The sequence below is a fragment of the Pseudomonas fluorescens genome (assembly GCF_001648775.1).
Classification (GTDB): Bacteria; Pseudomonadota; Gammaproteobacteria; order Pseudomonadales; family Pseudomonadaceae; genus Aquipseudomonas; species Aquipseudomonas fluorescens_M.
The window spans coordinates 1-12036 of the sequence record NZ_LVEJ01000015.1 but is presented as its reverse complement, the minus strand read 5'-3'; the positions used below and the strand labels follow the sequence as shown (position 1 = coordinate 12036).

Sequence of the window (12036 nt, the reverse complement as noted above, 5' to 3'; positions counted from 1 at the left end):
AAAACACGCTCAATCGACTGTTTTGCAGCAGCCGACGGGCGTTTTTTTGCTTTTCGAAAAGCCTTGGCCCAGCTCTTGCTAACACCAGCAAAGCTGACCGACTGGATGACTTTTGCAGTAACGAAAAAAGGCGCCACACCAGAGCGCCGATCTTAAAAAAATAAACGTGGAACACCTACTTTGGGAGCAACCGAATGAAACGTATGTGCACCAGCCTGATGCTCGCGGGATCGATGTTGGCCGGCGGCCAGGCCATGGCCGATGGTCTGCTGCAGTGGCAGAACAACAGCCTGACCTACCTCTACGGCAAAGACTTCAAGGTCAACCCGGCGATCCAGCAGACCGTCACCTTCGAGCACGCCGATGCCTGGAAGTATGGGGACAACTTCCTGTTCGTCGACAAGATCTTCTACAACGGTGACAAGGACTTCAACAACGGTCCGAACACCTACTACGGTGAATTCAGCCCGCGTATCTCGCTGGGTAAAGTGCTCGACCAGAAGATCGAATTCGGCCCGATCAAAGACGTCCTGCTGGCGATGACCTACGAGTTCGGCGAGGGTGACACCGAGTCCTACCTGATCGGTCCAGGCTTCGACCTGGCCATCCCGGGTTTCGACTACTTCCAGCTGAACTTCTACCAGCGTCACACCGAAGGCTCGCGCCCGGGTGACAACGTCTGGCAGATCACCCCGGTCTGGTCCTACACCATCCCGGTTGGCGATTCGAACGTGCTGATCGATGGTTACATGGACTGGGTCGTCGACAACGACGTCAACAACCGTGGCGAATACCACGCCAACCTGCACTTCAACCCACAGGTCAAATACGACTTGGGCAAGGCGCTGAATTTTGGCGAGAAGCAGTTGTACGTCGGTGTTGAGTACGACTACTGGAAAGACAAGTACGGGATCGACGACACCCGTGCGTTCACCACCAATCAGAACGTGACCAGCTTCCTGGTGAAGTTCCACTTCTGATCTTAAAAGCTTCGCGAGCAGGCTCGCTCCCACACTCGACCGAGTTCCAATGTGGGAGCGAGCCTGCTCGCGAAGGCCTCAGCGCAGATGTCAGGCCGGAACTACCGCCTCGGTTATCCCGAGAAACCGACACAACTCCTCGCGCTTGGCCAACGCATCCCTTCGCCCCAAATCAATCAACTCGCTGCAATACCCCGCCTCGAACAATAGATAACTCAACACCCCTGCCCCACTCGTCTTGGTCGCCCCCGGCCCGCGCAGAAACAAGCGCAACGCCGCCGGCAATTCCTGGCGATGCCGCGCCGCGATCTCATCGATCGGCTGACTCGGCGAAATCACCAGCACCTCCACCGGCGCCACGCCTAACTCACGGGTCGGCGTGCCGGCAGGCATTAAGTGGCTGAACTGGTTGAGACGCTGCAGCAACTCGATGTCGCTCTCCAGGCTGTCAATGAACGTGCTGTTGAGCATGTGCCCGCCAATCTGCGCCAGCGTCGGCTGTTGCCCGGTGTAGGTGCGCTCCAGCGGCTGCTGCGGATCAACACCGCGCGGGTTGCCGCTGACACCCACCACCAGCACGCGACTGGCGCCCAGGTGCAGCGCCGGGCTGATCGGCGCCGATTGTCGCACCGCGCCGTCACCGAAATATTCATCGCCGATTTTCACCGGCGCGAACAACAGCGGAATCGCCGAGCTGGCCAGCAAGTGATCCACCGACAGTTGCGTCGGCACGCCAATGCGCCGATGGCGCAGCCATGAATCGATCTTGCCGCCGCCCTGATAGAACGTCACCGCTTGCCCCGACTCATAGCCGAACGCGGTCACCGCCACTGCATGCAATTGCTTGCGCGCGATCGATTCGGCGATGCCGGGCATGTGTAGTTTTTCATTGAGCAGGTCGCGCAAGGGCGAGCTGTTGAGCAAGGCGACCGGCAGATGCCGGCCCATCCCCAACAAGCTGTGGCTGACAAAACGGCTGGCCTGGCGAATGACGCCCGGCCAGTCACTGCGCAGCACACGATGGCTGCGAAAGCCTTGCCAGAACAAAGTGAGGCGTTCGATCGCAGCGCGAAAATCGGTAGCGCCGCTGGCGAGGCTGACCGCATTGATCGCCCCGGCCGAGGTGCCGACGATCACCGGAAACGGATTGTCCGCACCCAGCGGCAGCAATTCGGCAATCGCCGCCAACACCCCCACCTGATACGCCGCCCGAGCCCCGCCGCCGGAAAGAATCAAACCTGTGACCGGTTCAGCTGGGCTCATCGCAACACTCCATGGTGCTTAAAAGAATGGGTGAATCAACCGCGTTTGGCGTACAACTTCGGCTCGCCCGGTGGACGGCTCTTGAAGCGCCGATGCGCCCACAAGTATTGCTCGGGGCAGGCGCGCAAGGCGCTTTCGACCCACTGATTGATGCGGATGCAGTCGGCCTCTTCGGTCTCGCCGGGGAAGTCTTCCAGTGGCGGATGAATCACCAAGCGATAACCGCTGCCGTCGGCCAGACGTTCCTGGGTGAACGGCACCACCAGCGCTTTACCCAAGCGGGCAAATTTGGTGGTCGCGGTCACGGTCGCGGCCTGAATGCCGAACAGCGGCACGAAGATGCTCTGCTTGGCGCCGTAATCCTGATCCGGTGCGTACCAGATCGCGCGACCGGAGCGCAGCAACTTGAGCATGCCGCGCACATCGTCACGCTCCACCGCCAGCGAGTCGAGGTTGTGCCGCTCACGGCCCTGGCGCTGAACATAGTCAAACAACGGATTCTTGTGCTCGCGGTACATGCCGTCGATGGTGTGCTGCTGGCCGAGCAGCGCTGCACCGATTTCCAGCGTGGTGAAATGCGCCGCCATCAGGATTACGCCTTTGCCTTCGCGCTGGGCCTTTTGCAAATGCTCCAGGCCTTCAACGTGGGCCAGTTTGGCCAGACGCTCGCGCGACCACCACCAGCTCATGGCCATTTCAAAAAAGGCGATGCCGGTGGAGGCGAAATTTTCCTTGAGCAGACGTTTGCGCTCGGCGGCGGATTTTTCCGGGAAGCACAACTCAAGATTGCGCTTGGCAATGCGCCGCCGGTCGCCGGCCACGCGATACATCAACGCGCCCAAAACTCGACCGATGGTCAGCAAGGCCGGATACGGCAACTGCACGATCAGCCACAAAAGCCCCAGACCGCACCAGAGCGGCCAGAAGCGTGGCAATAAAAATGCTTTTCGAAAACGCGGGCGATCCATTAAAGCTTCCGTAAATACAGTGGCCGCGCATTCTACATCGTTCGACCCGGCTTGCGGCCTGCGGGCGTTCTCGTTATAAGTCTCGGCACTTTTAGTGACAAGCCGTTGTATGCCGACATGAGCCAAACCGAACCGTTAGACCAAGATCCCGTATTCCAGCTCAAGGGCAGCATGCTGGCCATTACTGTGCTGGAACTGGCCCGTAACGACCTCGAAAGCCTCGATCGGCAATTGGCCGCCAAAGTCGCCCAGGCGCCGAACTTTTTCAGCAACGCGCCGCTGGTTCTGGCGCTGGACAAACTGCCGCCAAGCGAAGGCGCCGTCGATCTGCCGGGCCTGATGCGCGTCTGCCGTCAACATGGCCTGCGCACCCTGGCGATTCGCGCCAGCCGCATCGAAGACATCGCCGCCGCCATCGCCATCGATATTCCGGTGCTGCCGCCGTCGGGCGCGCGTGAACGACCGCTGGAAACACCCGAAGCCGAAGTCAAGAAGAAGCCGGAAAAACCGCCGGAGCCAACGGTCAAACCGACCCGCGTCATCACCACGCCAGTGCGTGGTGGCCAACAGATATATGCCCAGGGTGGCGATCTGGTCGTGGTGTCTTCGGTCAGTCCGGGGGCGGAACTTCTCGCCGATGGCAACATCCATGTATACGGCCCGATGCGCGGTCGGGCGCTGGCCGGCGTGAAGGGTGATACCAAGGCACGGATTTTCTGTCAGCAATTGAGCGCTGAACTGATCTCCATCGCCGGTCATTACAAGGTTTCCGAAGATTTGCGCCGCGACCCAATGTGGGGCTCGGGCGTACAGGTCAGCCTGTCGGGCGACGTGTTGAACATCATTCGGCTTTAACGGATACTGCCGCATTTTCCAAGCATCTCTAAAACGTAGCGAAAACGGCTCAAACGAAGTAGGAAAAAGGCTCAACGCCGAATTCCAGCCAAGGCTGTCCGACTGCAGTAGTTTTCAAGAGATGTTTTTCAGGGGCTAAAAAGTCCTTCTTCCTTAGGGGTGAAACACCTTGGCCAAGATTCTCGTGGTTACATCCGGCAAGGGTGGTGTGGGTAAGACCACCACCAGCGCCGCTATCGGTACCGGCCTCGCTCTGCGCGGCCACAAAACAGTGATCGTCGACTTCGACGTGGGCTTGCGTAACCTTGACCTGATCATGGGTTGCGAGCGCCGCGTAGTGTATGACTTCGTTAACGTGGTCAACGGCGAAGCCAACCTGCAACAGGCACTGATCAAAGACAAGCGTCTGGAAAACCTCTACGTACTGGCCGCCAGTCAGACCCGCGACAAAGACGCGCTGACTGTCGAAGGCGTGGAAAAAGTCCTGATGGAGCTCAAGGAACAATTCGAGTTCGTCGTCTGCGACTCCCCGGCCGGCATCGAAAAAGGTGCCCACCTGGCCATGTACTTCGCTGATGAAGCGATCGTCGTGACCAACCCGGAAGTGTCTTCGGTACGAGATTCGGACCGCATGCTCGGCCTGCTGGCGAGCAAATCGCGTCGTGCCGAACGTGGCGAAGACCCGATCAAAGAACACCTGCTGATCACTCGTTACCACCCGGAGCGTGTTGAAAAGGGCGAGATGCTTGGCGTTGAAGACGTCAAGGAAATCCTCTCGGTAACCCTGCTCGGCGTGATCCCGGAATCCCAGGCTGTGCTTAAAGCATCCAACCAGGGCGTGCCGGTGATTCTCGACGACCAGAGCGATGCCGGTCAGGCTTACAGCGATACCGTCGACCGTTTGCTGGGCAAAGAAAAAGCCCACCGTTTCCTCGATGTCGAGAAGAAGGGATTCTTCGAGCGCCTGTTTGGAGGTAGGTAATGAACCTTTTTGACTTCTTTCGTGCCAACAAAAAGCCAAGTACCGCCTCGGTAGCGAAAGAGCGTCTACAGATCATCGTGGCGCATGAGCGCGGCCAGCGCAGCACGCCGGATTACCTGCCAGCCTTGCAGAAGGAACTGGTCGACGTGATCCGCAAGTACGTCAACATCGGCAACGACGACGTACATGTTGCACTGGAAAGCCAGGGCAGTTGCTCGATTCTGGAACTCAATATCACCCTGCCCGATCGCTGAGTCGATTTAGCAGGAACGGCGGCGGCTCAGGGCCATTCCCCCAGTGGAATGGTCCTGAGCCGCCGTTGGCATTTGTTACGAGGCTGTTTTAATGCCGCTGTCCAACATTCACATCATCCATCAGGACGCCGCCGTACTGGTGGTGAACAAACCGACGTTGCTGCTCTCGGTGCCCGGTCGCGCCGACGACAACAAGGATTGCCTGATTACCCGTTTGCAGGAAAACGGCTACCCGGAAGCGCGCATCGTCCATCGCCTGGACTGGGAAACCTCCGGCATCATTCTGCTCGCGCGTGACGCCGACACTCACCGCGAACTGTCGCGCCAGTTTCACGACCGCGAAACCGAAAAGGCCTACACCGCGTTGGCCTGGGGTCAGCCGGAACTCGACAGCGGCAGCATCGATTTACCGCTGCGTTACGACCCGCCGACCAAACCGCGCCACGTGGTCGACCATGAATTCGGCAAACACGCGCTGACCTTCTGGCGCGTGCTGGAGCGTTGTGGCGACTGGTGCCGCGTTGAGCTGACGCCGATCACCGGCCGTTCGCACCAGTTGCGCGTGCACATGCTGTCGATCGGGCATCCGCTGCTTGGCGACGGGCTCTATGCCCACGAGCAGGCGCTGGCGGCATGGCCACGTCTGTGCCTGCACGCGAGCATGCTCAGCTTCACCCATCCGCAAACCGGCGAACGCCTGCGCTTCGAGTGCCCTGCACCGTTCTGACAGCAACGCCGCCCCCCCTGTGGGAGCGAGCTTGCTCGCGAAAGCAATTGATCAGTCGACATTAATGTTGAATGTGATACCGCTTTCGCGAGCAAGCTCGCTCCCACAGTTTTTTGCATGCATTTCAAGACCGCATGTCATGCCCCAAGCTTCAAGCCGATGCGTTAAACTCCCGCCCATTGCTGTCTGGAGTTTCTTATGCGCGAAGAGTTGAACCAAGGCCTGATCGACTTCCTCAAGGCCTCCCCTACCCCGTTCCACGCCACTGCCAGCCTTGTTCAGCGTCTGGAGGCTGCAGGTTTCGTGCGCCTCGACGAGCGCGAGCCATGGACCACCGAGCCTAACGGCCGTTATTACGTCACCCGTAACGACTCCTCGATCGTCGCGATCAAAATGGGCCGCACTTCGCCGCTGCATGGCGGTATCCGCCTGGTCGGCGCGCACACCGACAGCCCGTGCCTGCGGGTCAAGCCGCAACCGGAACTGCAACGTCAGGGTTTCTGGCAGCTCGGCGTCGAAGTCTACGGCGGCGCGCTGCTCGCACCGTGGTTCGACCGCGATCTGTCGCTGGCCGGCCGCGTGACCTTCCGCCGCGACGGCAAGGTCGAAAGCCAGTTGATCGACTTCAAGGCACCGATCGCGATCATTCCCAACCTGGCCATTCACCTCAACCGTGAAGCCAATCAGGGCTGGGCGATCAACGCGCAGACCGAACTGCCGCCGATCCTCGCGCAATTCGCCGGCGACGAGCGCGTCGACTTCCGCGCCGTGCTCACCGATCAATTGGCCCGCGAACACGGTTTGAACGCCGACGTGGTGCTCGACTACGAGCTGAGCTTCTATGACACGCAAAGTGCTGCAGTCATTGGCCTGAACGGCGACTTCATTGCCGGCGCGCGCCTCGACAACCTGCTGTCGTGCTACGCCGGCCTGCAAGCGTTGCTCACCGCCGAAACCGACGAAACCTGCGTGCTGGTGTGCAACGACCACGAAGAAGTCGGTTCCTGCTCGGCCTGCGGTGCCGATGGCCCGATGCTCGAACAAACCCTGCGCCGCCTGCTGCCGGAAGGTGACGAGTTCGTCCGCACCATCCAGAAATCCCTGCTGGTCTCGGCCGACAACGCCCACGGCGTGCACCCCAACTACGCAGAAAAGCACGACGCCAACCACGGCCCGAAACTCAACGCCGGCCCGGTGATCAAGGTCAACAGCAACCAGCGCTACGCCACCAACAGCGAAACCGCCGGCTTCTTCCGCCATCTGTGCATGGCCGAAGAAGTGCCGGTGCAAAGCTTCGTGGTGCGCAGCGACATGGGCTGTGGCTCGACCATCGGCCCGATCACCGCCAGCCACTTGGGCGTGCGCACTGTCGACATCGGCCTGCCGACCTTCGCCATGCACTCGATCCGCGAACTGTGCGGCAGCCATGACCTGGCGCACCTGGTCAAAGTGCTGAGCGCGTTCTACGCCTGCCGCGAGTTGCCTTAAAAGCTTCGCGAGCAGGTCGAATCGTCGCACCGTCGCTCCCACCGTTTGAAATGCATTCCAATGTGGGAGCGAGCCTGCTCGCGAAAGCGTCAGTCCTGACAACACAAATTTCATCTCTGCACCGGCTCAATTCTGATACACATCAGAACCGCTCCACCAAAACCGACCTAGACTTACATCATTCATTTCGACAAGGCAGTCTCCATGATCTCGATGTCTTCGTTCCACGCCATGCTCGTTCCGATCCTGACCGGGATGATCCTGCTGGCCATCGGCTTCAACTTCCGTGACAAGAACGCCGGCGTCTTTGCCATGTGGATCGGCATGCTGATGATCCTCGCCACCGTGATCTACAAGATCCTCGCCAAACTCAACGAATAAATCCGCGCCCGGCTCGCATTGCTTTAGTGGGCCTCGTACACTCCAGCGAATCCGCCCCTTGCGAGGTTGACCGCCTAGTGTTCGCTCGTCTTTTTGCTTTGCCCAGTCTGTTTCTCGTCTGCCTGATGACGCTGCTGCCGTTGGCACCCGCCCACGCGGTCGGGTTGCCCGGCCTGCTCAACACCAACAAGGCGCAGCCCGAAGCTCAGGAGCCGCTCGGCCAATCCCTCGACGAAGTCATCAAGTCGCTGGAAAACGACAAGCAACGCGCCCAGTTGCTGACCGATCTGAAGAAGCTGCGCGACGCCACCAAAAAAGCTCAGGCCAACCCCGAAGAAGGTGTGCTCGGCCTGATCGGCGGCACCCTCGCCAACTTTGAAAAACAATTTACCGGCGCCGACAGCCCGCTCAATCGCTGGGGCAACGAGTTCGACCTGGCCAAGGACGAACTGAGCGCGATGATGTTGCCCGCCAATGAGTGGCTGCCGATCATCTTCGGCTTCGCCGTGATCCTGATGGTCTGGAGCCTGCTCGCCGCCGCGCTGATCTGGCTCGGGCATCGGGTGCGCATGCGCTTCGGCCTCACCGAAGAATTGCCGCAACATCCCAGGGCGCTCGACATGCTGCGCTTCGCTTTGCGCAAGCTCGGGCCGTGGCTGATCGCGCTGGTGATGACGGTCTACATGAGCTACGCCTTGCCGTCGTCCTTGGGCAAAAGCCTGGCGATGGTGCTGGCCTATGCGCTGGTGGTCGGCACCTGCTTCTCGGCGATCTGCGTGATCGCGTTTTCCCTGCTCGACGGCCCGCACCGCCATCGCGCGCTGTACATCCTTCGTCATCAGGCGTTCCGGCCGTTGTGGCTGATCGGCAGCTTCGCCGCGTTCGGTGAAGCATTGAACGATCCGCGTCTGATCGAAAGCCTCGGCGTGCATCTGGCGCACACCGCCGCGACCGTCGCCAATGTGCTCGCGGCAATCTCGACCGGCCTGTTCATCCTGCGTTTCCGTCGACCGATCGCGCACCTGATCCGCAACCAGCCGCTGTCACGACGTCTGACCCGCCGCGCCCTCAGCGACACCATCGAAATCCTCGGCACCTTCTGGTACGTACCGGCGCTGGTGCTGGTGGGCATCTCACTGTTCGCCACTTTCGTTTCCGCTGGCGACACCAGCACTGCCTTGCGCCAGTCACTGATCTGCACCGTGCTGCTGGTGATGTGCATGGTCATCAACGGCCTCGTTCGCCGCCATTCCCTGAAACCGCAACGCGGGCCGAAACGCCACGCGCTCTACTCCGAACGCCTGAAGAGCTTCTTCTATACCCTCGCGCACCTGGTGGTGTGGCTGGTCTTCATCGAGCTCGGCCTGCGCGTGTGGGGCCAGTCGCTGATCGGTTTCGCCGAAGGCGAAGGGCATGACGTCAGCGTCAAACTGTTCAGCCTGATCGGCACGCTGATTTTCTCCTGGCTGATCTGGATCCTCGCCGACACCGCCGTACATCACGCCCTCACCCGCTCGCGCAAAGGTCTGGCGAATGCCCGTGCGCAAACGATGATGCCGCTGATACGCAACGTGCTGTTCGTGGCGATTTTCATCATTGCGCTGATCGTCGCGCTGGCGAACATGGGCATGAACGTCACGCCGCTGCTGGCCGGTGCCGGTGTGATCGGTCTGGCCATCGGTTTCGGCGCACAGTCGCTGGTTGCCGACTTGATCACCGGCCTGTTCATCATCATTGAAGACTCGCTGGCCATCGATGACTACGTCGATGTCGGTGGCCACCTCGGCACCGTCGAAGGCCTGACCATCCGCACCGTGCGCCTGCGCGACATCGACGGCATCGTCCACACCATCCCGTTCAGCGAAATCAAAAGCATCAAGAACTACTCGCGGGAATTCGGCTACGCAATCTTCCGCGTCGCCGTGCCGTACAACATGGAGATTGATGACGCGATCAAACTGATGCGCGAGGTCGGGCAGAAGATGCGTACCGATCCGCTGCAACGGCGCAACATCTGGTCGCCGCTGGAGATTCAGGGTGTCGAGAGTTTCGAATCCGGCAGCGCCATCCTGCGCGCGCGGTTCAAGACCGCGCCGATCAAACAGTGGGAAGTGTCCCGCGCCTTCAACCTGTCGCTCAAACGCCATCTCGACGAAGCCGGGCTCGATCTGGCAACGCCGCGCATGAGCGTGCAAGTGATCACTGCCGGTGGTGGCCAGCCGAAGGAATAGCACTCACGCGCGCGGTTGCAGTCACAGGCAGGGAAGCCCAAAAACAACAACCATGGAGAAACCCGATGCAGCTGACGCGCATTGCCCAGGCCGTTCTACTCACCCTGTTTGCCAGCCACGCCGGCGCCGCCACGCTGGAAAGCACCCGCAGCACAATCGCCGAACAGGCGCAAAAGCTTGAGCCCGAACTGCTGGAAACCCGCCGCGACATCCACGCCCACCCCGAACTCGGCAACACTGAAAAACGCACCGCCGAGCTGGTTGCCAAACAACTCAAGACCATGGGCCTGGAAGTCAAAACCGGCGTCGCCCGCACCGGCGTGGTCGCCATCCTCAAAGGCGCCCTGCCCGGCCCGACCGTAGCCCTGCGCGCCGACATGGACGCGCTGCCGGTCAAGGAAGTCTCGGACCTGCCGTTCGCCTCAAAAGCCAAAGGCACTTACCTCGACAAAGAAGTCGACGTCATGCACGCCTGCGGCCACGACGCCCACACCGCGATCCTGCTGAGCACGGCGAAAATTCTCACAGGCATGCGCGACACCTTGCCCGGCACCGTGGTGTTTTACTTCCAGCCCGCCGAAGAAGGCCCGAGCGACTTCATCCCCGACGGCAAAAACACCTGGGGCGCCAAAATGATGGTCGAGGAAGGCGTAATGAAATCACCGAAACCCGACGCCGTCTTCGGCCTGCACGTCTGGGCCGGCGTCCCCGCCGGCCAGATCGCCTACCGCCCGGGCGCCACCCTCGCCAGCTCCGACGACCTGCGCATCAAAATCCTCGGCAAACAAACCCACGCCGGCCGCCCCTGGGACGGCATCGACCCGATCACCGTCGGCGCGCAAACCATCGTCGGCCTGCAAACCGTGGTCAGCCGCCGCACTGACATTTCCTCTTATCCATCAGTCGTCAGCATCGGCACCATCAACGGCGGCACGCGCTACAACATCATTCCCGAATCGGTCGACATGACCGGCACCATCCGCTCCTACGACTACGGCATCCGCCAGAAACTGCACGCCGACGTCCGCCAGACCGTGGAAAAAATCGCCGAAAGCGGTGGCGCGAAAGCCGACGTCACCATCATCGAAAAATACGACCCGACCATCAACAACCCGGCGCTCACCGAAAAAATGCTGCCGACCTTGAAGTGGGCGGCCAAGGACGATGTGGTCAATGCACCGCTGGTGGGCGGCGCGGAAGACTTTTCGTTCTATGCCAAGGAAGTGCCGGGGCTGTTTGTGTTTCTCGGCGTGACCCCGCGGGATCAGGACATGAGCAAAGCGGCGCCGAATCACAATCCGGGGTTCTTTGTGGATGAATCGGCGCTGGTGGTGGGCGTGAGGACATTGGCCTCGTTGGCGACGGATTATTTGTATGCCAATGCGGGGGCGGGCAAATAGGGAAGAGGTGACTGTGGGGGCGCTTTCGCGAGCAAGCTCGCTCCCACATTTGGACCGTGTGCAGCCTGCCAGAAATTGGTCGGCTGTCAGGCCGCCATCGCGAGCAGGCTCACTCCTACAATTGGATCGCGTGCAATCTGCGAAAATCAGGTCGGCTGTCAGGCCGCTTTCGCGAGCAAGCTCGCTCCCACATTTGGACCGTGTGCAGCCTGCCAGAAATTGGTCGGCTGTCAGGCCGCCATCGCTGGCAAGCCAGCTCTCACAGGGATTGAGTTCACCGTTAGATATTCGTATCGCTTCTGCTTTTCACCACTCAACACAATGAGCGCAAGCTCGAGTACCGCTTTTGATCTTGCCGTGCTGGCCCCTTCGGCAGGCTGAGTGGAGGGATTGATCCGGGGGTGGGAGCGCAGCGACCGTTCGACGAAGTCGAACACATCGAGAGGAGGTGCAGCGAAGCAAACCGGAGGCGATGCGCCCGGATCGATCCCGTAACGAAGGAACCCC

The 12036-nt window shown here is 60.5% G+C and carries 12 protein-coding genes; 9 read left to right on the top strand and 3 right to left on the bottom strand.

What is annotated here, in order from left to right:
- The first annotated feature begins 194 nt into the window (after positions 1 to 194).
- Complete coding sequence (locus A8O26_RS14325; RefSeq protein WP_064118621.1) at positions 195 to 980, top strand: outer membrane protein OmpK; 786 nt, start codon at positions 195 to 197, stop codon at positions 978 to 980.
- Between the two features lie 90 nt (positions 981 to 1070).
- On the opposite strand, the gene A8O26_RS14320 is transcribed toward A8O26_RS14325, so the two are convergent.
- Positions 1071 to 2243, bottom strand: coding sequence for a patatin-like phospholipase family protein (locus A8O26_RS14320; RefSeq protein ID WP_064118620.1), 1173 nt, complete (start codon positions 2241 to 2243; stop codon positions 1071 to 1073).
- A 35-nt stretch (positions 2244 to 2278) separates the two neighbouring features.
- The gene (locus A8O26_RS14315; RefSeq protein ID WP_064118619.1) at positions 2279 to 3211 is read right to left on the bottom strand and encodes a lipid A biosynthesis lauroyl acyltransferase; all 933 of its coding nucleotides are present in this window, start codon (positions 3209 to 3211) and stop codon (positions 2279 to 2281) included.
- Between the two features lie 117 nt (positions 3212 to 3328).
- Between A8O26_RS14315 and minC the strand changes: the two genes are divergently transcribed.
- The 8 genes from minC (at position 3329) to A8O26_RS14280 (ending at position 11529) form a co-directional block, all read left to right on the top strand.
- Positions 3329 to 4066 carry a septum site-determining protein MinC gene (gene minC / locus A8O26_RS14310; RefSeq protein ID WP_026000431.1) on the top strand — a complete coding sequence of 246 codons (738 nt, stop codon included), beginning with the start codon at positions 3329 to 3331 and terminating at the stop codon, positions 4064 to 4066.
- Positions 4067 to 4235: 169 nt separating this feature from the next.
- Positions 4236 to 5048 carry a septum site-determining protein MinD gene (minD, locus tag A8O26_RS14305; protein WP_007913953.1) on the top strand — a complete coding sequence of 271 codons (813 nt, stop codon included), beginning with the start codon at positions 4236 to 4238 and terminating at the stop codon, positions 5046 to 5048.
- Positions 5048 to 5302 (top strand): cell division topological specificity factor MinE, encoded by a 255-nt coding sequence (gene minE / locus A8O26_RS14300; protein ID WP_003223146.1) that lies wholly within the window; start codon positions 5048 to 5050, stop codon positions 5300 to 5302. The genes minD and minE overlap by 1 nt, the downstream gene beginning before the upstream one ends.
- 91 nt (positions 5303 to 5393) lie before the next feature.
- Positions 5394 to 6029 carry an RluA family pseudouridine synthase gene (locus tag A8O26_RS14295; RefSeq protein WP_034151766.1) on the top strand — a complete coding sequence of 212 codons (636 nt, stop codon included), beginning with the start codon at positions 5394 to 5396 and terminating at the stop codon, positions 6027 to 6029.
- 198 nt (positions 6030 to 6227) lie between these two features.
- Positions 6228 to 7517 carry a M18 family aminopeptidase gene (locus A8O26_RS14290; RefSeq protein WP_007919200.1) on the top strand — a complete coding sequence of 430 codons (1290 nt, stop codon included), beginning with the start codon at positions 6228 to 6230 and terminating at the stop codon, positions 7515 to 7517.
- A 204-nt stretch (positions 7518 to 7721) separates the two neighbouring features.
- Entirely contained in the window at positions 7722 to 7898 is a 177-nt protein-coding gene (locus A8O26_RS29960; protein ID WP_164979415.1) for a hypothetical protein, read from the top strand.
- A gap of 77 nt (positions 7899 to 7975) precedes the next feature.
- Entirely contained in the window at positions 7976 to 10129 is a 2154-nt protein-coding gene (locus A8O26_RS14285; RefSeq protein WP_064118618.1) for a mechanosensitive ion channel family protein, read from the top strand.
- A gap of 65 nt (positions 10130 to 10194) precedes the next feature.
- Complete coding sequence (locus A8O26_RS14280) at positions 10195 to 11529, top strand: amidohydrolase (RefSeq protein WP_064118617.1); 1335 nt, start codon at positions 10195 to 10197, stop codon at positions 11527 to 11529.
- A gap of 230 nt (positions 11530 to 11759) precedes the next feature.
- On the opposite strand, the gene A8O26_RS30070 is transcribed toward A8O26_RS14280, so the two are convergent.
- A partial coding sequence (locus A8O26_RS30070; RefSeq protein ID WP_216637710.1) for a hypothetical protein occupies positions 11760 to 12036 on the bottom strand: 277 nt, incomplete at its 5' end.